Source organism: Escherichia albertii NBRC 107761 = DSM 17582 (assembly GCF_000759775.1).
Taxonomy (GTDB): domain Bacteria; phylum Pseudomonadota; class Gammaproteobacteria; order Enterobacterales; family Enterobacteriaceae; genus Escherichia; species Escherichia albertii.
The window spans coordinates 1-24744 of the sequence record NZ_BBMY01000011.1; the positions used below are offsets into that span (position 1 = coordinate 1).

At 52.6% G+C, this 24744-nt stretch carries 21 protein-coding genes; 3 read left to right on the top strand and 18 right to left on the bottom strand.

Features of this window, described 5'->3' with window-relative positions:
- Positions 1 to 54: 54 nt before the first annotated feature.
- The 14 genes from nuoN to lrhA all read right to left on the bottom strand — a co-directional run bounded on the left by nuoN (position 55) and on the right by lrhA (position 16649).
- Positions 55 to 1512, bottom strand: a complete 1458-nt coding sequence (gene nuoN, locus EA14781_RS03385; protein WP_000176697.1) for an NADH-quinone oxidoreductase subunit NuoN — start codon at positions 1510 to 1512, stop codon at positions 55 to 57.
- Positions 1513 to 1519: 7 nt separating this feature from the next.
- Complete coding sequence (nuoM, locus tag EA14781_RS03390) at positions 1520 to 3049, bottom strand: NADH-quinone oxidoreductase subunit M (RefSeq protein ID WP_000926457.1); 1530 nt, start codon at positions 3047 to 3049, stop codon at positions 1520 to 1522.
- 164 nt (positions 3050 to 3213) lie between these two features.
- A complete protein-coding gene (nuoL, locus tag EA14781_RS03395) occupies positions 3214 to 5055 on the bottom strand; it encodes an NADH-quinone oxidoreductase subunit L (RefSeq protein WP_001056594.1) in 1842 nt (613 codons plus the stop codon).
- A complete protein-coding gene (gene nuoK, locus EA14781_RS03400; RefSeq protein WP_000612644.1) occupies positions 5052 to 5354 on the bottom strand; it encodes an NADH-quinone oxidoreductase subunit NuoK in 303 nt (100 codons plus the stop codon). Before nuoK ends, nuoL begins: the two co-directional genes overlap by 4 nt.
- Positions 5351 to 5905 (bottom strand): NADH-quinone oxidoreductase subunit J, encoded by a 555-nt coding sequence (gene nuoJ, locus EA14781_RS03405; RefSeq protein WP_000393516.1) that lies wholly within the window; start codon positions 5903 to 5905, stop codon positions 5351 to 5353. The genes nuoK and nuoJ overlap by 4 nt, the downstream gene beginning before the upstream one ends.
- Before the next feature lie 11 nt (positions 5906 to 5916).
- Complete coding sequence (gene nuoI / locus EA14781_RS03410; protein WP_000172749.1) at positions 5917 to 6459, bottom strand: NADH-quinone oxidoreductase subunit NuoI; 543 nt, start codon at positions 6457 to 6459, stop codon at positions 5917 to 5919.
- A gap of 14 nt (positions 6460 to 6473) precedes the next feature.
- A complete protein-coding gene (gene nuoH, locus EA14781_RS03415; protein ID WP_000118510.1) occupies positions 6474 to 7451 on the bottom strand; it encodes an NADH-quinone oxidoreductase subunit NuoH in 978 nt (325 codons plus the stop codon).
- The gene (nuoG, locus tag EA14781_RS03420) at positions 7448 to 10174 is read right to left on the bottom strand and encodes an NADH-quinone oxidoreductase subunit NuoG (protein ID WP_002461706.1); all 2727 of its coding nucleotides are present in this window, start codon (positions 10172 to 10174) and stop codon (positions 7448 to 7450) included. The genes nuoH and nuoG overlap by 4 nt, the downstream gene beginning before the upstream one ends.
- Before the next feature lie 52 nt (positions 10175 to 10226).
- Positions 10227 to 11564, bottom strand: coding sequence for an NADH-quinone oxidoreductase subunit NuoF (gene nuoF, locus EA14781_RS03425; RefSeq protein ID WP_000789507.1), 1338 nt, complete (start codon positions 11562 to 11564; stop codon positions 10227 to 10229).
- Positions 11561 to 12061 carry an NADH-quinone oxidoreductase subunit NuoE gene (nuoE, locus tag EA14781_RS03430; protein ID WP_000545042.1) on the bottom strand — a complete coding sequence of 167 codons (501 nt, stop codon included), beginning with the start codon at positions 12059 to 12061 and terminating at the stop codon, positions 11561 to 11563. The genes nuoF and nuoE overlap by 4 nt, the downstream gene beginning before the upstream one ends.
- A 2-nt stretch (positions 12062 to 12063) precedes the next feature.
- Positions 12064 to 13866, bottom strand: coding sequence for an NADH-quinone oxidoreductase subunit C/D (gene nuoC, locus EA14781_RS03435; RefSeq protein ID WP_000247868.1), 1803 nt, complete (start codon positions 13864 to 13866; stop codon positions 12064 to 12066).
- Positions 13867 to 13959: 93 nt separating this feature from the next.
- Complete coding sequence (gene nuoB, locus EA14781_RS03440) at positions 13960 to 14622, bottom strand: NADH-quinone oxidoreductase subunit NuoB (RefSeq protein ID WP_000386733.1); 663 nt, start codon at positions 14620 to 14622, stop codon at positions 13960 to 13962.
- A 15-nt stretch (positions 14623 to 14637) separates the two neighbouring features.
- Complete coding sequence (nuoA, locus tag EA14781_RS03445; RefSeq protein ID WP_000062997.1) at positions 14638 to 15081, bottom strand: NADH-quinone oxidoreductase subunit NuoA; 444 nt, start codon at positions 15079 to 15081, stop codon at positions 14638 to 14640.
- 629 nt (positions 15082 to 15710) lie between these two features.
- Positions 15711 to 16649, bottom strand: coding sequence for a transcriptional regulator LrhA (gene lrhA / locus EA14781_RS03450; protein WP_000622294.1), 939 nt, complete (start codon positions 16647 to 16649; stop codon positions 15711 to 15713).
- A gap of 926 nt (positions 16650 to 17575) precedes the next feature.
- On the opposite strand from lrhA, the gene alaA reads away from it, so the two are divergent.
- Both alaA and yfbR read left to right on the top strand, forming a co-directional pair.
- Entirely contained in the window at positions 17576 to 18793 is a 1218-nt protein-coding gene (gene alaA, locus EA14781_RS03455; RefSeq protein ID WP_000074522.1) for an alanine transaminase AlaA, read from the top strand.
- Between the two features lie 83 nt (positions 18794 to 18876).
- The gene (gene yfbR, locus EA14781_RS03460) at positions 18877 to 19476 is read left to right on the top strand and encodes a 5'-deoxynucleotidase (protein ID WP_000813871.1); all 600 of its coding nucleotides are present in this window, start codon (positions 18877 to 18879) and stop codon (positions 19474 to 19476) included.
- Between the two features lie 61 nt (positions 19477 to 19537).
- Here yfbR and EA14781_RS03465 read toward each other — a convergent pair whose 3' ends face one another.
- The 4 genes from EA14781_RS03465 to yfbV form a co-directional block, all read right to left on the bottom strand.
- Positions 19538 to 21370, bottom strand: a complete 1833-nt coding sequence (locus tag EA14781_RS03465; RefSeq protein ID WP_001012917.1) for an SLC13 family permease — start codon at positions 21368 to 21370, stop codon at positions 19538 to 19540.
- Between the two features lie 86 nt (positions 21371 to 21456).
- On the bottom strand, positions 21457 to 22107 hold the full coding sequence (hxpA, locus tag EA14781_RS03470) for a hexitol phosphatase HxpA (RefSeq protein WP_001203382.1): 651 nt from the start codon (positions 22105 to 22107) through the stop codon (positions 21457 to 21459).
- Positions 22108 to 22117: 10 nt separating this feature from the next.
- A complete protein-coding gene (locus EA14781_RS03475) occupies positions 22118 to 22612 on the bottom strand; it encodes a YfbU family protein (RefSeq protein WP_000426128.1) in 495 nt (164 codons plus the stop codon).
- 82 nt (positions 22613 to 22694) lie between these two features.
- Positions 22695 to 23150 carry a terminus macrodomain insulation protein YfbV gene (gene yfbV / locus EA14781_RS03480; protein ID WP_000106632.1) on the bottom strand — a complete coding sequence of 152 codons (456 nt, stop codon included), beginning with the start codon at positions 23148 to 23150 and terminating at the stop codon, positions 22695 to 22697.
- A 337-nt stretch (positions 23151 to 23487) separates the two neighbouring features.
- On the opposite strand from yfbV, the gene ackA reads away from it, so the two are divergent.
- Entirely contained in the window at positions 23488 to 24690 is a 1203-nt protein-coding gene (gene ackA / locus EA14781_RS03490; protein ID WP_000095701.1) for an acetate kinase, read from the top strand.
- The last annotated feature ends 54 nt before the right edge of the window (positions 24691 to 24744 follow it).

Below are 24744 nucleotides of genomic sequence, written 5' to 3' on the forward strand. Positions count from 1 at the left end.
ACAATAAAAAACCGCCGAACATGTCGGCGGCTTTCTGACTGACGAATTGACTGCTTACATCAGCGGCATTGCTAACCGCACAATGCTAATCAGCGGTTGTGGCCATACGCCCAGCACCAGTACCAACAGTGCGGAGATCAATACCACGATACCGCCTGCGCTGTACTGCCAGTTAGACGGCGCATCACGATTTGGTTGCTCCGAACCATGAAGATAGAGGCTCACCGCCACGCGCAGGTAGTAGTAGAGGCCGATTGCCGAACCGACAACCACCGCCCCCACCAGCCACCAAAGGTGAGCCTGGACACCGACTGCCAGCACGTAGAACTTACCGATAAAGCCCAGCGTCATTGGGATACCGGCCAGTGACAGCATCATCACCGTCATTACTGCCGCGAGAACAGGACGATGCCAGAACAGGCCACGGTAAGAGTACAGAGAATCAGCATCCGGGCCGCGATATGGACTGGACATCAGGCTGACCACACCGAACGCGCCAAGGCTGCTGAACAGATAACCAGCGAGGTAAACCCCTACCGCTTCCATCGACATCTCGCCAGTTTGCAGCGCAATCAGCGCCACCAGCAGATAGCCGAGGTGAGAGATAGATGAGTAACCAAGCAGACGTTTGATATTGGTCTGGCTCAGCGCCATCAGGTTACCGAAGATGATGGAGGCAAAGGCGATAATCGCCAGCACCACGCGAATCGCTTCGCTGTCACCCACTGGTGCGTAAAGGAACAGACGCATCACCACGCCGAAGATAGCGATTTTGCTCGCCGTCGCCAGGAAAGTGGAAACCGGGGCTGGCGCGCCCTGGTAAACGTCTGGCGTCCACAAGTGGAACGGCACCAGAGAGAGTTTGAAGCCGAGGCCAACAATCATCAGGCCGAAACCTGCCAGCAACAACGGCTCGTTGAGCATACCATCGCCGAGGTTTTTACCCAGTGCGACAAACGACAGGTCGCCAGACTGCGCATACACCAGCGCCATACCGAACAGCAGGAAAGAAGACGCTGCGGCAGAAAGGATAGTGTATTTGATACTGGCTTCCAGCGAACGTTTCTGGCGGAAAGCGTAACCGACCAGGCCAAACAGCGGCAGAGAGATCAGTTCGATACCGAGGAACAGAGACGCCAGATGGTTGGCATTCGCCAGCAGGATCCCGCCCAGCGCGGCAATTAACACCAACAGGTAGAACTCGTCCTTGTTGTCGTTATAGCCTTCAAGCCACGGGTAGGCGAAAGTACAGGTGGCGAGGCTCGCCAGCAGGACCAGCCCGGTGTAAAGCATGGCGAAACCATCAACACGCATCAGTGGCGTAACGTCCATAGCGCCCGCCTGGCCGACAAACCAGAGCGAAACCAGCGCCGCGTTAAGCCCAATAACCGAGAGCGTAGCGTTGAGGAAATGATTGCGTCGCCACGCAATGGAGAGCATCACAACCACCACCGTCAAGCCGACGATCAGCAACGGTAGCAGTGCGATCAGGTTTTGTGGAGTTAAAGTCATGAGCGATTTACGGCCTTGTAGTAGTAACGGAATTAACAAACCACTGCTGGATATTGCCAATCGCGGAATGCGAGGTATCCAGAATCGGCTGCGGATAGAAGCCCAGCAGTACCAGCAGCACCACCAGCAACAGGATCATAAACAGCTCACGCAGCGACATCCCTGGCAGTTCCTGGCTGGCAATCTGGCTTTTCGCTTTACCGAAGTAAGCGCGATGCAGCATCGCCAGCGAATAAACAGACGCAAAGACCAGCCCAAAAGTAGAGATTACGGTAATCATCGGGACAACCTGGAAGCTGCCAAACAGAATCATAAATTCGCCGACGAAGTTACCGGTGCCTGGCATCCCAAGCGTTGCCACCGCAAAGAACAACGACAGTGCTGGCAGCCATTTCATTTTGCTCCACAGACCGCCCATCATGCGCATGTCGCGGGTATGGATACGTTCATAGAGCTGACCGCAGAGAATAAACAGACCCGCCGCTGACAAGCCGTGAGCAATCATCTGAATAACCGCGCCCTGGTAGGCCAACTGGCTGCCGGTGTAGATAGCAATCAGCACGAAGCCCATGTGGGAAACCGAGGTGTAGGCGATCAGACGTTTGATATCGGTCTGGGCGAAGGCCATCCACGCACCGTAGAAGATGCCGATAACACCCAGCCACATGGCGATTGGCGCAAACTCTGCCGACGCGTTCGGGAACAGCGGCAGGGAGAAACGCAGCAGACCGTAAGCGGCAGTTTTCAGCAAGATCCCCGCGAGGTCAACGGAACCGGCGGTCGGTGCCTGAGAGTGCGCATCCGGCAGCCAGCCATGCAGCGGAACCACCGGCATTTTCACCGCAAACGCGATAAAGAAGCCCAGCATCAACAGGTATTCCACACCGTGAGACATCGGCGTATTCAGCAGCTCTTCATAGTTGAAGGTCCAGACACCAGTCGCATTATAGTGAACAAAAACCAACGCCAGGATGGCAATCAACATCACCAGACCACTCGCCTGGGTGTAAATGAAGAACTTAGTTGCCGCCGTGATACGCGTCTTACCGTCAGAGGCTTTATGCCCCCACAGTGCGATCAGGAAGTACATCGGCACCAGCATCATTTCCCAGAAGAAGAAGAACAGGAACATGTCGATGGCAAGGAACACGCCGATAACGCCGCCCAGGATCCACATCAGGTTGAGGTGGAAGAAGCCCTGATATTTTTCGATCTCTTTCCACGAACAGAGTACCGCCAGCACGCCGAGCAGACCGGTCAGCACAACCATCAGCAGCGACAGACCGTCAATGGCGAGATGAATAGAGATACCAAAACGCGGGATCCACGGCATGTCGAATTCAGACTGCCACTGCGGAATTCCGGCGGATTGCGTCAGTGAATAACCGCCCTGCAACCACAGTTGCAGCGACAGCGCCAGCGTCAATCCCATGGTTACCAGCGCTATCCAGCGCGGCACCTTGACGCCAAAGCGTTCGGTCTGCCAGCACAGGAAGCCGCCGATAAAGGGAATCAATATTAGCCAGGGTAGTAACATGGCGATCTTTATTCCTTGTAAAAGTCCCGTCAGGACCGGATTTTCAACGAATTCTCACGACAGAAAATTCTCTTCGGATTGCGGTTGTAGTGTCGGATGCGCCGCGAAGACGGCCTATCCGACCTACGTTTTTTATGCCCGTGGGCAATACAACAACCCTTAACTCAACGCAGTACCATCAACAGTGCCAGTACCACGACCGCGCCAATGCTCATGGATGCCACATACCAGCGCAGGTAGCCATTCTCACTGAGCAGCAAACCTTTACCCGCAAAGCGTGAGAGGATCGCCGGAATGTTCATCATCGCGTTCAGCGGATCGCGCTTCAGCAGCCAGGCGATACCCAGGAACGGTTTGATGAACACTTTGTCGTACAGCCAGTCGAAGCCCCAGGCGTTGTACCACCAGGTCCCCAGCAGACGGCCCGGCGCACTGTTGGCGATGGCGGTCACCAGCGTACGTTTACCCAGCCACAGCCAGGCGGCCAGCAGAATGCCGACTACCGCAACCACGCCAGAAGTAATTTCCAGGGTCAACATGCTGCCGTGCGCCAACTCCGTCGTTTGCGGAAGCACGCCCTGCAGCGGCGGTACAATCAGTGCGCCAACGAAGGTGGAAAGGATCAGCAGCACAATCAGCGGCAGGCTGTGGGTAATTCCTTTCACGGCGTGAGCATGAATTTGTTCTTTTCCGTGGAAGACGATGAAAATCATACGGAAGGTGTAGAGCGAGGTCATAAACGCACCGACCAGACCTGCCACCATCAAATTGATATGACCATTCGCCATCGCACCCGCGAGGATCTCATCCTTACTGAAGAAGCCCGCAGTGACCAGCGGCAGTGCCGACAGTGCTGCGCCGCCCACCAGGAAGCAGAGATAAACCAGCGGAATAGATTTACGCAGACCGCCCATTTTGAAGATGTTCTGTTCGTGATGGCAGGCCAGAATGACGGAACCGGATGCCAGGAACAGCAGTGCTTTAAAGAACGCATGGGTCATCAAGTGGAAAATCGCCGCATCCCATGCCTGCACGCCAAGCGCGAGGAACATGTAGCCAATCTGGCTCATGGTGGAGTAAGCGAGAACACGTTTGATGTCGGTCTGTACCAGTGCGGCAAAACCAGCCAGCAACAGCGTAACCGCCCCGACAATACCCACCAGATGCAGAACTTCCGGGGTCATCAGGAACAGGCCGTGGGTACGGGCGATCAGGTAAACACCCGCAGTGACCATCGTTGCGGCGTGGATCAGCGCGGAGACAGGCGTCGGGCCAGCCATCGCGTCAGCAAGCCATGTCTGCAACGGCAACTGCGCAGATTTACCGACCGCACCGCCCAGCAGCATCAGCGTCGCCCACATCAGCATATTATTGCCGTCAGCAAAGTGCGCTGGTGCCAGTTCCACCATTTCGCGGAAGTTCAGCGTACCCAGCTCGTTGTAAAGAATGAACAGCGCGAAAGCGAGGAACACGTCACCCACACGGGTCACGACGAACGCTTTCATTGCCGCTGCGCCATTCTTCGGATCGCTGTAATAGAAACCGATCAGCAGATAGGAGCACAAGCCCACGCCTTCCCAGCCGAGGTACATCAACAGCAGGTTGTCGGCGAGCACCAGAACGACCATGCTGGCGATGAACAGGTTGGTATAAGCGAAGAAGCGAGAGTAGCCCTCTTCACCGCGCATATACCAGGAGGCGTACATATGGATCAGGAAACCCACACCAGTGACCACCGAGAGCATGGTCAGCGACAAGCCGTCCAGCACCAGATTGAAACCGATGTTAAAGTCGCCTACCGACATCCACGTCCACAGCGGCTGGCTGTATGCCTGCTCACCGTTAGCGAAGAAGTCAACGCCGATAAAGGCAGTTACCAGCGCCGCCAGGCCCACAGAGCCTACGCCCACGATCGCCGAGACATTTTCAGACCAGCGTCCGCGAGAGAACGCCAGCAGGACGAAGCCAATCAATGGCAAAATAATGGTTAAGGCAAGCATGTTCATCCGCGCATCTCACTTACTGAATCGATGTTCAGGTTCTGGCGACGACGGTGAAGTTGCAGCAGCAGCGCAAGGCCGATACTCGCTTCCGCCGCCGCGAGGCTGATGGCGAGAATGTACATCACCTGACCGTCGGTCTGGCCCCAGTAGCTTCCGGCGACCACAAAGGCCAGCGCGGAGGCGTTAATCATGATTTCCAGACCAATCAGCATAAACAGCAGATTGCGACGGATAACCAGACCGGTTAAGCCAAGAACGAATAGGATTGCCGCGAGGATCAGTCCATGTTGTAAGGGGATCATGCGTGCTCCTCCGTTTTTCTTTTCGCGCTGTCGTCTTTACGGTTGCTCAGCACTTCACCCGCATGCTCTTCACGACCGACGTGGAAGGCCACAACCAGACCCGCCAGCAGCAGCATAGAAGCCAGTTCCACCGCCAGTACGTAAGGCCCGAACAGCGTAATACCCACTGCTTTAGCACTGACTGGCGTACCGTCGATACCCTGATCGTTAACACCGAGAATGGCGTAAACAATCACCACCAGCATGATGGCCGACAAAATTGCCGGACCAATCCACACCTGCGGTTTTAGCCACTGGCGTTCCTGTTCGATTTCCGAACCGCCCAGGTTAAGCATCATCACCACAAACACGAACAGCACCATAATGGCGCCCGCGTAGACGATAATTTCCAGCGCACCAGCGAAGTAAGCGCCCAGCGAGAAGAACACCCCGGAAATCGCCAGCAGCGAAATAATCAGGTACAGCAGTGCGTGTACCGGATTGGTATGGGTGATCACTCGCAAGGTCGCAAGTATGGCTATCAGGCCACAGATATAAAAAGCGAACTCCATTGCCCCTCTCCTTACGGTAACAGGCTCTTGACGTCGATAGGCTTGGCTTCGTTCTCTGCTTCGCCCTTATCTTTGCCGTCGATTGCCATACCTGCCATCCGGTAGAAGTTATATTCCGGGTATTTGCCCGGACCGGAGATCAGCAGATCCTCTTTCTCGTAAACCAGATCCTGGCGCTTATATTCCCCCATTTCGAAATCCGGGGTTAACTGGATCGCCGTGGTCGGACAGGCTTCTTCGCACAGACCACAGAAAATGCAGCGTGAGAAGTTGATGCGGAAAAATTCCGGGTACCAGCGACCGTCTTTGGTTTCTGCTTTTTGCAGCGAGATACAGCCGACCGGGCAGGCTACCGCGCAGAGGTTACAGGCTACGCAACGCTCTTCGCCGTCTGGGTCGCGGGTCAGAACGATACGACCACGATAACGGGGCGGCAGATAGACCGGCTCTTCCGGGTACATTCGCGTTTCGCGTTTGGCGAACGCGTGCAGGCCGATCATCCAGATACTACGAACCTGGGTGCCGAAACCTACTAACAATTCTTTTAAGGTCATGGTCTTAGTGCCCCTTATTGCGCCTGCCAGAGAATGACAGCCGCCGTTACCAGCAAGTTGATCAGCGTCAGCGGCAGGCAGATTTTCCAGCCGAAGGACATTACCTGGTCATAACGCGGACGCGGTAACGACGCACGAATCAAAATGAACATCATCATAAAGAACGCGGTTTTCAGCACGAACCAGATGAATGGCGGTAACAACGGGCCTTGCCAGCCACCGAAGAACAACGTCACCATCAGTGCAGAGATGGTCACAATCCCGATGTATTCACCCACGAAGAACAGACCGAACTTCATACCGGAATATTCAATGTGGTAACCATCCGCCAGTTCCTGCTCGGCTTCCGGCTGGTCAAACGGATGACGGTGACAAACCGCCACGCCCGCGATGGCAAAGGTAATAAAACCAAAGAATTGCGGGATGACGTTCCACACATGCGCCTGGCTGTTGACGATGTCGGTCATGTTGAATGAACCGGCCTGCGCCACCACGCCCATCAGGGAAAGCCCGAGGAACACTTCGTAGCTCAGGGTCTGCGCAGAAGCACGCATCGCCCCCAGCAGCGAATATTTGTTGTTACTCGACCAGCCCGCAAACAGCACCGCGTAAACCGCCAAACCTGCCATCATCAGGAAGAACAAAATCCCGATGTTCAGGTCGGCAACCACCCAACCCGGGCTGACTGGCACAATCGCAAAGGCCAGCAGCAGCGAGGTAAAGGCGATCATCGGCGCCAGGGTAAAGATGACGCGATCCGAGAATTTCGGGATCCAGTCTTCTTTAAAGAACATTTTGATCATGTCCGCAACCAGCTGGAGCGAACCGCCCCAGCCAACACGGTTAGGTCCGTAACGGTTCTGGAACAGACCCAGCAGGCGACGTTCGCCAAAGCTCATGAATGCCCCACAGGTGACAACCACCAGCAGGATCACCACCGCTTTGAGGATGGTCAGCAGGATCTCAATCAGTTCCGGTGATATCCAACTCATTGTTGTGCCTCCTTGAGATCCTCAAGATGCGCGCCAGCCAGCACCGGAGCAATGCCGGACATCCCCATCGGCAAGCCCACCTGCCCTGCCGTCAACCTTTCGGCGATTTCAACCGGTAGCGTGACCGTGTTGCCATCGTAGCTAAAGGAGACGCGTGTACCCGCGTTCACACCCAACTTCGCGGCATCTGCCGGGTTAAGTTTGATGTACGGCTGCGGCATACGGCTCTGGAAGACCGGAGCACGCTGTGACAGTTCATCGCTGCCGAACAGGTGGTAATACGGCGCGATACGCCATTTCCCTGCCTGCGGCTGGAAGCGTGCCGGTACGCTGGTGAAGTAATCCAGACCGTTTTCGCTGGTTTCAAACAGACGCACGCCTGGATCGCCAAAGCGCAGCTTGCCGCCCACTTCGTCCTGGAATTTGTTCCACGCCTGCGGGGAGTTCCAGCCCGGCGCCCAGGCAAACGGCACTTGCGAACGGTGCGCGGTCGGCTGGTTGTTACCTTCCATTGAGAAGGTGAACATGGTGTCGATATCCTGCGGTTGACGCGGCTCATGAACGCTGATGTTGGCGCGCATGGCGGTACGACCGCTGTAACGGTGCGGTTCACGGGCCAGTTTCTGCCCACGAATACGGAATGTCGCATCCGGCGCGGCATCTTTGATACCTGCCAGTTCCGGGATTTTCGCCACAACAGCGTCAATCACGTGGTCGAGCTGCGTCCAGTCAACTTCACGGCTCAGCAGGGTGCTGTGCAGCGAGTGTAACCAGCGCCAGCTTTCCAGCATGACAGTTTTACTGTCGTAATAGGCCGGATCGTAAACCTGGAAGAAACGCTGTGCGCGGCCTTCGTTGTTGATCACCGTACCGTCGCTTTCAGCAAAGCTGGCGGCGGAAAGCACCAGATGAGCGTTTTCCATAATTGCCGTGCGCTGATGGTCAACCACCATCACCAGCGGCGCTTTCGCCAGCGCAGCATTCACGCGGGTAGCGGAAGCGTGACGATGCAGATCGTTTTCCAGCACCACCACCGCGTCGGCGCGCCCGGTTTCCAGTTCGGTTAACGCTTCTTCCAGCGAACCGCCGCCCATAATGCCCAGCCCCATGCTGTTGACAGAGCGGGCAATCATGGTGATACCGACGTCAGCACCGCGACCTTTCAGGGCTTTCGCGACGTTAGCCGCAGCCTGGATCACTTCAGCGCTACCGGCGTTCGTCCCGGAGATAATCAACGGTTTCTTCGCACCAGCCAGTGCCTGCACGATGACGTCGATTTTGCTTTGCAGTTCAGGCTCGATACCGTCAACCGCTGGCGCGGCGTTATCCAGCGCATGGGCGATGGCAAAACCTAAACGCGCCTGATCTTCAACCGGCGCCCGGTAAGTCCACGCCGCGATATCATCCAGACGGGTGTCATCAACGTTAGTAACAAACAGCGGATGCTTCGCGCGTTGGCCAATGTTGAGGATTGCCGCAATCTGCCAGTCAGCCACTTTCTGTGCTGCCGCCATTTCACGCGCTTTACCTTTCACCGCCTGACGCACCGCCAGCGCAACGCGCGCACCGGTCTGGGTAACGTCTTCGCCCAGCACCAGTACCGCATCGTAAGATTCGATTTCGCGCAGTGCTGGCGTATAAATGCCGCCTTCACGCAAAACTTTCAGCGCCAGTTGCAGACGTTCCTGCTCACCGTGAGCGATACCGGTATAGAAGTTTTCTTCGCCCACCAGCTCACGCAGCGCAAAGTTGCTTTCCACGCTGGCACGCGGAGAACCAATACCGATCACTTTCTTCGACTGACGCAGAATATCTGCGGCGCCCTGCATTGCCTGTTCGGCGTTGAGGGTAATGAAATCATCGCCACGACGCTGTACTGGCTGACGCGGACGATCTTTCAGGTTGACGTAACCGTAACCGAAACGACCACGGTCGCAGAGGAAGTAGTGGTTTACCGTACCGTTGTAACGGTTTTCGATACGACGCAGTTCACCGTAACGCTCGCCGGGGCTGATGTTACAGCCGATGGAACATTGCTGACAGATGCTCGGCGCAAACTGCATATCCCATTTACGGTTGTAACGCTCAGAGTGCGTTTTATCGGTAAATACGCCAGTCGGACAAATTTCGACTAGGTTACCGGAAAATTCGCTTTCCAGGGTGCCGTCTTCCGGGCGACCGAAGTAGACGTTGTCGTGCGCACCGTAAACGCCCAGGTCTGTACCGTCAGCGTAATCTTTGTAGTAACGCACGCAGCGGTAGCAGGCGATGCAGCGGTTCATTTCGTGAGAGATGAACGGCCCCAAATCCTGATTACGGTGGGTACGTTTGGTGAAACGGTAGCGACGGAAACTGTGTCCGGTCATCACGGTCATATCCTGAAGATGGCAGTTACCGCCTTCTTCACATACCGGACAGTCGTGCGGGTGGTTGGTCATTAACCACTCAACCACACTTTCACGGAATTGCTTCGCTTCTTCGTCGTCAATGGAAATAAAGGTGCCATCGGAAGCCGGTGTCATACAGGACATCACCAAGCGACCACGCGTGTCTTCCGCGTTTTGGTATTGCTTTACCGCACACTGGCGGCAAGCACCGACACTTCCCAGCGCCGGATGCCAGCAAAAGTAAGGAATATCAAGGCCCAGAGACAGACAAGCTTCCAGCAGGTTGTCCGCTCCGTTGACCTCGTATTCTTTGCCGTCTACATGAATTGTAGCCATTAGCATGCTTCCAGTTTTCTCGGTCAGGGACCGAGCGTTAATCGAAATTCGGTTACCAGCGCTCTTTCAGCAGGTTCGGCTGAATCCCATTAATCAAATGGGTATTGCTGAACGGCTGTTTGATTCCCGCCTCAAATTCTTCGCGGAAATATTTGATAGCGCTCTGTAACGGCTCCACTGCACCAGGTGCGTGGGCACAGAAGGTTTTACCCGGGCCTAAGAATCGACACAGTTGCTCAAGTGTTTCGATATCGCCCGGCTGACCTTCGCCACGCTCCAGCGCACGCAGAATTTTCACGCTCCATGGCAGACCGTCTCGGCACGGCGTACACCAGCCGCAGGACTCACGGGCGAAAAACTCTTCCAGGTTACGTACCAGCGACACCATGTTGATTTCATGGTCAACCGCCATCGCCAGCGCCGTACCCAGACGGCTTCCCGCTTTACCGATGCTTTCGAATTCCATCGGCAGGTCAAGATGCGCTTCGGTCAGGAAATCGGTGCCCGCACCGCCTGGCTGCCAGGCTTTGAATTTCAGGCCGTCACGCATACCACCAGCGTAATCTTCAAGGATTTCACGCGCGGTGGTGCCGAACGGCAGTTCCCACAGGCCCGGATTTTTCACCCGACCGGAGAAGCCCATCAGCTTGGTGCCAGCATCTTTGCTTTTCGAGATGTTCTGATACCACTCCACGCCGTTCGCGAGGATCGCCGGAACGTTGCACAGGGTTTCAACGTTGTTGACGCAGGTCGGTTTACCCCATGCGCCGGAGGTTGCCGGGAATGGCGGCTTCGAGCGCGGGTTAGCGCGACGCCCTTCCAGGGAGTTGATTAACGCTGTTTCTTCACCGCAGATGTAGCGCCCTGCCCCGGTATGGACAAACAGTTCGAAATCGAAACCTGTTCCCATAATGTTTTTGCCAAGCAGACCCGCTTCGGTGGCTTCGGCAATGGCACGGCGCAGATTCACTGCCGCTTCAATATATTCGCCACGCAGGAAGATGTAGCCACGATACGCTTTCAGCGCAAACGCAGAAATGAGCATACCTTCCACCAGCAGGTGCGGTAGTTGCTCCATCAGCAGGCGGTCTTTATAGGTGCCCGGCTCCATTTCATCGGCATTACACAGCAGGTAACGGATGTTCATGGATTCGTCTTTCGGCATCAGGCTCCACTTCAGGCCAGTAGAAAAGCCCGCGCCGCCGCGCCCTTTCAGGCCAGAGTCTTTAACCTGATTAACGATTTCGTCAGGAGACAACCCGGTCAGCGCCTTACGCGCGCCTTCGTAACCGTTTTTACTGCGATATTCGTCCAGCCACACTGGCTGTTTGTCATCGCGCAGACGCCAGGTCAGCGGATGCGTTTCGGGAGTACGGATAATGTTTTTCATTTATACCGCTCCAGCAGTTCAGGGATCGCTTCCGGGGTCAGATGCGCGTGAGTATCCTCATCGATCATCATGTTTGGCCCTTTATCGCAGTTCCCCAGGCAGCAGGTTGGCAGCAGCGTAAAGCGACCGTCAAACGTGGTTTGCCCTGGTTTGATATTCAGTTTTTTCTCCAGCGCTGCCTGAATGCCCTGGTAACCGTTGATGTGACAGACCACGCTGTCGCAATAACGGATCACATGGCGGCCTACCGGCTGGCGGAAGATCTGACTGTAGAATGTAGCCACGCCTTCAACGTCGCTCGCCGGAATACCCAGCACATCAGCGATCGCGTGGATCGCGCCATCCGGCACCCAGCCACGCTGCTTCTGAACGATTTTCAGCGCTTCAATGGACGCCGCACGCGGGTCTTCGTAGTGGTGCATCTCGTGCTCAATCGCTTCACGCTCAGCCGCACTCAGCTCAAAAGCCTCGGTTTGTGGTTGTTGATTCTCGTGCATAATTAGCGGTCCACATCTGACATAACAAAATCGATACTGCCCAGATAAACAATCAGGTCAGACACCAAGCTGCCGCGGATCGCCGCCGGAATTTGCTGCAAATGCGCATAACTCGGCGTGCGAATACGGGTGCGATAACTCATGGTGCTGCCGTCGCTGGTCAGGTAGTAACTGTTGATCCCCTTGGTCGCCTCAACCATCTGAAAGGATTCATTGGCAGGCATCACCGGACCCCACGACACTTGCAGGAAGTGGGTGATCAGGGTTTCGATATGTTGCAGCGTGCGCTCTTTCGGCGGCGGCGTGGTCAGCGGGTGATCCGCTTTGAACGGGCCTTCCGGCATGTTGTTGAGGCACTGCTCAAGAATACGCAGACTCTGGTGCAACTCTTCTACTTTCAGCATTACGCGGGTGTAACAGTCAGAAACGCCACCGCCCACCGGAATTTCGAAGTCGAAGTTTTCATAGCCAGAATAAGGACGCGCCTTACGCACGTCGAAGTCGATCCCGGTGGCACGCAGGCCCGCGCCGGTGGTGCCCCACTCCAGGGCCTCTTTCGCGCCGTAAGCGGCAACGCCCTGGGAACGACCTTTCAGAATGGTGTTTTGCAGCGCCGCTTTCTCGTAAGACGCCAGACGTTTCGGCATCCAGTCGAGGAATTCACGCAGCAGACGATCCCAGCCGCGCGGCAGGTCATGCGCTACGCCGCCAATACGGAACCACGCCGGGTGCATACGGAAACCGGTGATCGCTTCCACCAGATCGTAGATTTTCTGACGATCGGTAAAGGCGAAGAACACGGGCGTCATCGCACCGACGTCCTGAATAAAGGTCGAGATATACAGCAGGTGGCTGTTGATGCGGAACAGTTCGGAGAGCATTACGCGAATGACGTTAACGCGATCCGGCACGGTGATCCCGGCCAGTTTCTCTACCGCCAGAACGTACGGCATTTCGTTAACGCAGCCGCCGAGGTATTCGATACGGTCAGTATATGGAATGTAGCTGTGCCAGGACTGGCGCTCGCCCATCTTTTCCGCGCCACGGTGGTGGTAACCGATGTCTGGTACGCAGTCGACGATCTCTTCACCGTCGAGTTGCAAAACGATGCGGAAGGCACCGTGTGCCGACGGGTGGTTCGGACCGAGGTTGAGGAACATGAAGTCTTCATTTTCGGTGCCGCGCTTCATCCCCCACTCTTCTGGTTTAAAGGTCAGGGCTTCCATCTCCAGATCCTGTTTGGCCTTAGTCAGCTCAAATGGGTCGAATTCAGTGGCGCGCGCCGGGTAATCTTTACGCAGCGGGTGACCTTTCCAGGTTTGCGGCATCATGATGCGGCGCAGGTTCGGGTGACCGTCGAAAGTAATGCCAAACAGATCCCAGGTTTCACGCTCATACCAGTTAGCGTTCGGGAACAGTTTGGTGAAGGTCGGTACGTGCAGGTCGTTTTCTGCCAGCGCCACCTTCAGCATGATGTCGCGGTTACGATCGATAGAAATCAGATGGTAGAAAACGGAAAAATCCGCGGCAGGTAACCCTTCGCGGTGTGTACGCAGACGTTCGTCCATGCCGTGTAAGTCAAACAGCATGACGTAAGGTTTCGGCAGTTTCTTCAAGAAATCGCCAACTTCCAGTAATTGTTCACGCTTGATCCACACAACGGGAACCCCGGTGCGAGTCGCCTGAACAGTAAAGGCATCCGGCCCAAAACGGTTGCGCAGTTCGCCAATCACCGGATCATCGAGATGATCACGGGTCTGCCAGGCGGGTTCTTGCGCGGTTAAGTCGGTCATATTGTTCACCATTGCAAATGGTCCGTGGTGACTGTCAGCGCAGTAAGCTTCGCGAAATAGATTTAGGAATAAGCGAAGAAAAATCCCTTTGCCGACAGGCGCAAATTAAATCTCGTCAGGTGTACGCAGATTGGTAACGGCAATGCGTTCACCGCGCTTGCGTTCGCGCTCTGACTGCATATTGGCGCGATAGACGCCCTGATCGCCAACCACCCAGGAGAGCGGACGACGTTCTTTGCCGATTGATTCCTGCAACAGCATCAGTGCCTGCATATACGCTTCAGGGCGCGGCGGACAGCCCGGGATATACACATCGACCGGAATGAATTTATCGACACCCTGCACAACGGAATAAATATCGTACATACCGCCGGAGTTGGCGCAGGCTCCCATTGAGATAACCCATTTTGGTTCCAGCATCTGGTCGTACAGACGCTGAATAACCGGCGCCATTTTGGTAAAACAGGTTCCTGCAACCACCATCAGGTCAGCCTGACGCGGCGAAGCACGCAATACTTCTGCGCCAAAACGCGCCACGTCATGTACCGCGGTAAACGAAGTCACCATCTCAACGTAACAACAGGAAAGACCGAAGTTATACGGCCAAATTGAGTTTTTACGACCCCAGTTAACCATGTCATTGAGCTTGCCCATAAACACGTTTTTGTTAACTTCTTGCTCCAGAGGGTCAGTTACGATCTCCTGCTTTTGCAGGGGGTAACGGTCATTCTCACCGTTGGGATCTATGCGGGTGAGCGTATAATCCATCTTAATGCCTCGCGGTTAGCGTTGACGATTAGCGATACTGTTCGTTTCCGGGTTCATACGCTCGCGGCGTGAACGCGCGGGCGTCCAGTCCAGCGCGCCAATACGCACCAGATAAACCAGACCTGCCAGTAACACAAAAATAAAAATTGCAGCTTCCACAAAGCCTACCCAGCCGCTTTCGCGGATAGAGGTTGACCATGCGAACAGATACAGCGCTTCAACGTCGAAGATAACGAAGAACATGGCCACCAGATAAAACTTGGCGGACAAGCGTAAGCGGGCGGAGCCGACCGAGTCGATACCTGATTCAAACGGCACGTTTTTCGACCTCGCGCGTGCGCGACCGCCTAAAAACCAACCGCCTACCAGCATCAGGCAACACAGGCCAATGGCAACGATAAGAAAGATAGCGAATGCCCAGTGATGAGCGATGACTTCAGTGGATGTTGACATACTCATTGCTTACTCATCAAAAGTAGCGCCAGATTCACTGCTCTTCACGGCAGATGGACGCCACATCGATTCATGGGGAGGAATAAAAAAAACCTTACAATCACTGTAGAAACTCTTTTATACAGCTAATTGATGTGGTCTTTTACTCCTTTATATAACCTTTTGTCAACTTTAACAAAGGTTTCTTCACATTATTTTACACAATGCCAACAACATTTGCACTTAGTGCTCTTTCATCCCGGATCATTGACGACTCCAGGAAAATTAGATGTTGTTGAATCGTGTCCGTTGTGAAGCAATGGAAAAAATACGGTTCTATTTTGACAGGAATTTGTGTCGATGCCTCCCCCCAAAAGAGAGTATTTTCTTGATCTGTGACACGCTTTTGTTAATACACAACAAAAATACAGCAATAAATTCACTTATGTTTTAACATTTTTGTAGCAAAAGATTTTTCCAGCCGTTTTTTTGCACAAAACACGATTCAGGCGCTGATGGTTGAAAAACGAACATTTTTGAACCATCAGCAATAAGAAACCATAGCTTTTATCCAAAAAAAAGCCACTGGTGTTCAAAAAACATCCAGTGGCTTATTTTGTACAAAAACACGAAGAAAAATAACTTACAACCCGTGATTATTCAAAATCACCTTCAATGAGCAGAGAATCATCCCCTTCTTGCGGCGATATAGAGCCGTACTGCCACGGGCTCTGGTAGCTTTCCATTGCCTGATAAATCACCTGTGCCAATTCATTATTGCTTGCCGGGTCATAGCACAACAGATACTCAGTATCTGGCAATGGCGGCAGATCATCTACAGCGCCGAGAACGCGAAGATCGGGACTCATCATCTCTACGGGCCTTGCTGTTACGCCAAGCCCTGCTTTCACGGCAGCCCGCACAGCAGGGAGTGTTGAAGCAACATACGCCAGTCGCCATGGAATATTGGCTTCATTGAGCGTGGCAAGAACCATATCACGGAACGGACTAGGGTCATCCAGCAACACAAGTGGAATGGCTTCGCCTTTTTGCAGAACATATTCTGCTGCACAATACCAATGGGTCGGAGAAGTACGAAGATTCAAAGACTTAAAGTTATCAGGTCGGTGGGTGGTAACAATTAAATCAACTTCCTGAGACTTCAACATTTCTGCCATATATGCATTGCGTTTAACACGAACATCCAACGCAAGCTTCGGATAAACCGAACTAACACGATTTAGCAGGAAAGGTAAGATTGTATCGGCAGATTCATCTGAAGCACCGATAGTTAACACGCCCTGAAGATTGCTGAACATTAATGATGAGCAAGCCTCATCATTAAAACGCAAAATTTTCCTCGCGTAGCCAAGAAGCTGAATGCCATGTTCGGTTAGCAGCTTATTGCGGCCGTGACGCGCAAACAGTTCCTTTCCAACGAGTTGTTCCAGACGCTGCATTTGTTGGCTCACGGCAGACTGAGTGCGGCACACTGCAGCGGCTGCGGCTGCAAATGTGTTCAGATCGGCAACAGCAACAAATGTTCTCAGCAGATCAAGATCGAGGTTAATTATCGGGCGATTTGCACTTATCATATATTATCACTTACTGGCGGCTCATACTGAGCTGGTTAATGCTGTGCACACACAAACAAGCAATTCCATTTGTAATGTGCCTCCCTGGCAGTTTCATCCGTAAGACCGAATGAAAGTTAAAAAGCATATGAGCAGGACTAAAAGAATCTCTCACATTGTTCCGTTATAATGCTTAATGCCACCCAAAGAATATATCTTCTGGATATCACATATCTATTAAGTTACTCACTCTTTTCTATTTATTTCATGGGTGAGTTTGTCTAAATGTAAATGTTGAACCTTATGCCACTGCAGTACGGCAACGCCAACTACGCGTAATCGCGACGCATGAACACTGACGCTAAGCTGGCTTTGGCAGCAGGCCCCGTCATTCGTTGTATCATTTTACCCCCAAAACCCTTTTACTTATAAGGGTCATTGCGAATTATCTTATGCAAAGTTATGTTATGTCAGGCAAAGTAATCTCCTATTATTAACAGGCATAACTCAGTCTCTTTGAATATTAAATAATAATTAATTTGCAACTTATGAATTCATTAACCACGCTTATCAATAAGCCTCTCAATGGCGTCTATGCTTTACTTCTGCGATCGCAACTTAGTTTAATATTTCAATAATGACGAAATATCAAGAACAACTTATGTTAATGATTCCGGTAACAAGGACATGTTTTATACAATTATCTTTCAGATGAAAAAACCGCCCCTTAAACCAACAACCAGAATAATAAACTAGCAAAACACAATAATTAAGGATATACATCTTATTATTTCGCAATAATTAAGTCATAAACAGCATAATTCTGTCGCCATATTCAACAAAATGTTCCTCTGCGGAGCTTCAAAACACTGCGCCGTGGGAGTACATTGTTCTAAGCTGACTTCCACGGCAGGGAGTGGCGATAACAGCGAAAAAGGTCGAGATTCATGTCCCCCATTGAAAAATCCAGCAAACTAGAAAATGTCTGCTATGACATCCGCGGTCCAGTACTAAAAGAAGCAAAACGCCTGGAAGAAGAAGGTAACAAGGTATTGAAATTGAACATCGGCAACCCTGCCCCGTTCGGTTTCGACGCGCCAGATGAGATCCTCGTCGACGTGATCCGCAATCTGCCCACGGCACAAGGTTATTGCGATTCGAAAGGTCTCTACTCTGCACGTAAAGCGATCATGCAGCACTACCAGGCTCGGGGGATGCGTGATGTTACCGTTGAGGATATTTACATCGGCAATGGTGTATCAGAGCTAATCGTTCAGGCGATGCAAGCGTTACTGAACAGCGGTGATGAAATGTTGGTCCCGGCCCCTGATTATCCGTTATGGACTGCAGCCGTTTCACTCTCCAGCGGTAAAGCTGTGCATTATCTTTGCGACGAGTCTTCTGACTGGTTCCCGGATCTCGATGATATTCGCGCCAAAATTACGCCACGCACGCGCGGGATCGTGATTATCAACCCGAACAACCCAACGGGCGCGGTGTATTCCAAAGAGCTTTTAATGGAGATTGTTGAGATTGCGCGCCAGCATAATCTCATTATCTTCGCTGATGAAATTTACGACAAAATTCTCTATGACGACGCAGAGCATCACTCGATTGCTGCAATGGCGCCAGACCTGCTGACCATCACCTTTAACGGTTTGTCGAAGACCTATCGCGTGGCGGGCTTCCGTCAGGGCTGGATGGTGCTGAACGGACCGAAAAAACACGCTAAAGGATACATCGAGGGTCTTGAGATGCTGGCCTCAATGCGCCTTTGCGCCAACGTTCCGGCACAACACGCAATACAGACCGCGCTGGGCGGCTATCAGAGTATCAGCGAATTTATCATGCCGGGCGGGCGCCTCTATGAACAGCGTAACCGCGCCTGGGAACTGATTAACGATATTCCTGGCGTTTCCTGCGTGAAACCGCGTGGCGCGCTGTATATGTTCCCGAAAATTGACGTCAAACGCTTTAATATTCACGATGACCAAAAAATGGTGCTGGATTTCCTGTTGCAGGAAAAAGTGCTGTTGGTACAGGGAACGGCATTCAACTGGCCATGGCCGGATCACTTCCGTATCGTGACGCTGCCTCGGGTCGATGATATCGAACTGTCCTTAAGTAAATTCGCCCGTTTCCTTTCCGGTTATCATCAGTTGTAATCTTAAATTCACTGCCGGAGATTGCATCTGGCAGTGTTATCCCCCCACAATGACCTCATGATGTCATCACATATAAGGTCACTATGAAGCAGAGCCATTTTTTTGCCCATCTCTCCCGCCTGAAACTCATTAACCGTTGGCCGCTGATGCGTAATGTGCGGACAGAAAATGTGTCTGAACACAGTTTACAGGTGGCGATGGTCGCCCACGCGCTGGCAGCGATTAAAAACCGCAAGTTTGGTGGTCAGGTCAACGCCGAGCGCATCGCTTTGCTGGCGATGTACCACGATGCCTCTGAAGTGCTCACTGGCGATCTCCCCACTCCGGTGAAATATTTCAACTCGCAAATTGCCCAGGAATACAAAGCTATTGAGAAAATCGCCCAACAAAAGCTGGTCGATATGGTTCCAGAAGAGTTACGGGATATCTTTGCACCGCTAATCGATGAACATGCATATAGCGATGAAGAAAAGTCGATTGTTAAACAGGCGGATGCATTGTGTGCCTACCTGAAATGCCTGGAGGAACTCGCCGCCGGGAACAACGAGTTTTTACTGGCAAAAACGCGGCTGGAAGCCACACTTGAAGCTCGTCGGAGTCAGGAGATGGACTACTTTATGGCTGTTTTCGTCCCCAGCTTCCATCTTTCGCTTGATGAGATTAGCCAGGATTCGCCACTGTAAGATGCCGGAACTCGCCGACGTTGGCCTGATAAGACGCGTCAGCGTCGCATCAGGCATCTTGTCAAAATGGAAACAACATCGGAATCATCACCACGCAAACCACCATAACAATAATGGTGAATGGAACCCCCAACTTAACAAAGTCACTGAAGCGGTAATTCCCCGGGCCTAAAACCAACGTGTTAACGGGAGAAGAAACTGGCGTCATAAAAGCAGCGGATGCAGCCATTGCCACGACCATGGCAAACGGATAAGGCGACACGCCCATCGTTTTGGCGGCAGCCAGCGCAATCGGCGCCATCAACACCGCTGTCGCGGTATTTGAAATAAACAGGCCAATCACCGCCGACAGCACAAACAAACAGCCAAGCATCATGTGCGGCCCGTAACCGCCGCCAATATCCATTAACCCTTTCACCACTAACGCAACGCCACCGGTTTTTTGCAATGCCACAGCAAACGGCATCATCCCGACAATCAAAATAATGCTCGGCCAGTGAATGGATTTATAGGCGCTTTCGGCATCTATACAGCGAAATTTGCCCATCAGCAGACAAGCGATGATTGCTGCAATAGGATTGGGGATCTCATCGGTCAGCATTAACGCCACCATCAGTACCAGGCAGAAAATAGCGTGTGGTGCCTGGCTATGCGCTGGCGAGGCTTCACTCACCTCTTCCGGCAAATTCAGCGCCACGAAATCACGCCCCTGTTTTGCCAACATCCCGATCAGTTTCCAGTTACCGACAACCAGAATAATATCGCCCAGCAGCAGAGGCTCATCCGCCAGCGACCCTTCCAGCGCCACGCCATTGCGTTTCAGGCCCACCACATTCAGTCCATAGCGGGTACGAAAACCAATTTCACGCACTGATTTACCAATAAGCTCTGACTCTGGAATTAATGAAATTTCCGCCATGCCGACATCAAGCGCCTGATCGGAAAAATATTCTCCACGCAGAACCATCGGTTCCAGCAGTTGCTCACTACAAAATTGCCGGAGATCGACGTCAGCCGCTGACATATCAATAAGTAAAACGTCACGCGCGCGGAATTCAGAAACCCCATTAACATTCACAATGACACGACGAAAACGGCGCCAGCGTTCAACACCAATGACGTTAGCGCCGTAACGCTCACGCAGTTTGAGATCGTCCAGCCGTTGACCAATCATTGGCGAACCGGGGCGGATAGCCAGGCGACGCGCGCGCCCGGTCAGGCGATATTCACGGATAAGATCGCGAAAGGTACGGCGAGTCCAGCCTTCGCGCTGGGGAGTCTGGGTATCCCCTTTCAGCATAAAGCGCATCACCAGCATATAGAAAATGCCCAGCACCAATACAACCAGACCGATAGGCGTTACGCTAAAAAAACTAAAGCCATGATAACCTTCACGAAGTAATTCACTGTTCACCACCAGGTTAGGCGGCGTCGCCACCAGGGTCATCATACCGCTGATCAACCCGGCAAAACTCAAGGGCATCATCAGGCGAGACGGCGACGTTTGCATACGCATAGCGACGCTCAATACCACGGGGATAAAGATTGCAACGACGCCCGTTGAGCTCATAAATGCGCCAAGGCCCGCGACAGTCAGCATCAACAAAACCAACATTTTGATTTCACTGTTACCGGCCACTTTGACCAGCCATGTTCCCATCACGGTGGCAACCCCTGTGCGCACAAGGCCATCGCCAATAATAAACAGAGCGGCGATCAGCACAACGTTAGGATCGGAAAAGCCGGAAAAAACCTCGGTGACTGTCAGCGTACCGCTTAAGGCGAACGCGACAATGACAAACAAAGCGACCGCATCCATACGCACTTTGCCCGTTGCAAACAAAATTATGGCAACTACCAACAATGAGAGGACCCAAATCAATTCACCGTTCACAACTTATCCTTGTTAATTGAGGGGGATGGGTTAATCTTGCCACAAAAAAGCCCCGGCGAAACGGGGCTAAATCATGATCGGGTGTTTCACTGAAAAATAACGTCGCCATTTGGCTGTTTGGTTACTTTAATCTGCTCCAGACTATGAAGAACCAAATCCACCTCATTTAACCGCGGGGTATCTGCCGGCGCATTGACGGCGATAACCTGGCAACCCGCTGCCAGACCAGAAAGCACGCCAGCAGGAGCATCTTCCACCACAACACATTCCTGCGGTGCCAGACCAAGCAGTTGCGCCCCTAACAGATATGCATCCGGCTCTGGTTTTCCACGCTTAACCCGTTCTGCGGTAACAAAAACTTCCGGTGCGGGAAGCCCTGCCACTTTGTGACGTGCTCGTGCAACTGGCATGGAACCTGACGTCACAATCGCCCATGGAATACCCGCTTTATTCAAATCATTGAGTAAAGCAATCGCTCCCGGGAGCGCAGTAATACCTTCGGTTTCCGTAGCCTCGACTTGTTCCAGACGCGTAAACTCTGCGGCAATTTCCGCTTCGGATTTCCCCGCCATAAAGTGGCGCAGAGAGGTGATTGCCTGCTTACCGTGAATAAAAGCGAGCACCTCTTCCGGTGTGAGCTCATGACGTCTCGCCCAGTTGCTCCATGCCCGTTCCACCGCAGGCAGAGAGTCCACCAGCGTGCCATCAAGATCAAACAGAAAACCTTTGCACCGCACGCGGGCCTCCTCAGGCGTTAATGATTTGATTAATTTCGTTAGCACTCAGATGATACTGACGAGGGCAAGCATGCCAGACATTCAACATGCGTTGATATTTCTCCCACATTGGCGTCTGTGCATTAAAGCCGTGAGTCCCGGCGTCAAAATGCGTGTAACGTCCTTCAACATTAACCATAAACCGTACATAACCGAGATAACGCGCTTCGGTAGCAGCGTCGAAGCCGAGGAAGGTGACACGGCGCTCATCAATAGATTGTCGGTCCTGCAAATTAGACCAGGAAACATGCAGCGCGTGATACATCTCCATAATGTCGATAATCGTGCGGCAAGTTTCTTCTTTCAGCTCGCCAAACTCGCGATCCAGTTCACGCATCTGCAACCCATAACCACGCTCAATGATTGTTTGCAGACGGCGGTAACGCTCAGCATTCGCCGGATCGAGCATAGTCATCATTTTGTATTGATTAGACAAAATAAGACGTTGCGCGTTGGTCATTTCCATTATTGACTCCTGTATCACAGTACTACGGTGAAAAAAAGAAGGCCGATGCCTGCCTTCTTTTATATGCGTAATCAGGGTTCAATTACAAATCATCAAGGAAAGTTTTATCCAGTTGTTTGAAGGCACGCTTAAGCGTGTCAGCTAATGCCTGATAATCCGGCTTGCCTTCTACCGGAGCTAAGGCTTGCCCGGCTTCCTGCAATTTACCGCGAACTTCATAAAACCAGCTCAGGATCGCCGGGGGTAATGGCGTAACAGAACGTTTACCCAGCCACCATAGCCCCTGCATCGGTAAACTCAGGGCGAACAATGCGGTAGCGACAGCCGGCCCAAGCTGACCACCCAGCGCAATCTGCCAGCAAAGAGTAAAGACGGCGATCGGCGGCATATAGCGGATCGCATAGCGCGTCATCCTGATGACGCGATTGTCAACAAAGACCGGGGCAAGGCGTTTTTCCATCGGCCACGTCTTTGAGTAGTGCTGTCCCCGGCGGAACAAACTAAAAAAATTAACAGAACGATTATCCGGCGTTGACATGCTTCACCTCAACTTCACATATAAATATTCAAAAATTTGTGTAAATTCACAACTCAGCGGGACAACGTTCAAAACATTTTGTCTTCCATACCCACTATCAGGTATCCTTTAGCAGCCTGGAATGGCCGAGTAGTACATAATCATTGAGTCGTCAAATTCATATACATTATGCCATTGGCTGAAAATTACGCAAAATGGCATAGACTCAAGATATTTCTTCCATCATGCAAAAAATTTTGCAGTGCATGATGTTAATCATAAATGTCAGCGTCATCATGCGCTACGCTCTATGGCTCCCTGACGTTTTTTTAGCCACGTATCAATTATAGGTACTTCCATGTCGAGTAAGTTAGTACTGGTTCTGAACTGCGGTAGTTCTTCACTGAAATTTGCAATCATCGATGCAGTAAATGGTGAAGAGTATCTTTCTGGTTTGGCCGAATGTTTCCACCTGCCTGAAGCGCGTATCAAATGGAAAATGGACGGCAATAAACAAGAAGCGGCTTTAGGTGCAGGCGCCGCTCACAGTGAAGCGCTGAACTTTATCGTTAATACTATTCTGGCACAAAAACCAGAACTTTCTGCGCAGCTGACCGCTATCGGTCACCGTATCGTACACGGCGGCGAGAAGTATACCAGCTCCGTAGTAATCGATGAGTCTGTTATTCAGGGTATCAAAGATGCGGCTTCTTTTGCACCGCTGCACAACCCGGCTCACCTGATCGGTATCGAAGAAGCGCTGAAAGCCTTCCCGCAATTGAAAGACAAAAACGTTGCCGTGTTCGACACCGCATTCCACCAGACTATGCCGGAAGAGTCTTACCTCTACGCCCTGCCGTACAATCTGTACAAAGAGCACGGCATCCGTCGTTACGGCGCACACGGCACCAGCCACTTCTATGTAACTCAGGAAGCGGCGAAAATGCTGAACAAGCCAGTAGAAGAGCTGAACATCATCACCTGCCACCTGGGCAACGGTGGTTCCGTTTCTGCTATCCGCAACGGCAAATGTGTTGACACCTCTATGGGTCTGACCCCGCTGGAAGGCCTGGTCATGGGGACTCGTTCCGGCGACATCGATCCGGCGATCATTTTCCACCTGCACGACACCCTCGGCATGAGCGTTGATGCCATCAACAAACTGCTGACCAAAGAGTCCGGCCTGCTGGGTCTGACCGAAGTAACCAGCGACTGCCGCTATGTTGAAGACAACTATGCGACAAAAGAAGATGCAAAACGCGCAATGGACGTTTACTGCCACCGTCTGGCGAAATACATCGGCGCTTACACCGCGCTGATGGATGGTCGTCTGGATGCCGTTGTATTCACCGGTGGTATTGGTGAAAATGCCGCGATGGTTCGTGAACTGTCTCTGGGCAAACTGGGCGTGCTGGGCTTCGAAATTGACCATGAACGCAACCTGGCTGCACGTTTCGGCAAATCTGGTTTCATCAACAAAGAAGGTACCCGTCCTGCGGTGGTTATCCCAACCAACGAAGAACTGGTTATCGCGCAAGACGCGAGCCGCCTGACTGCCTGATTTCACACCGCCAGCCCAGCTGGCGGTGCTGTTTTGTAACCCGCCAAATCGGCG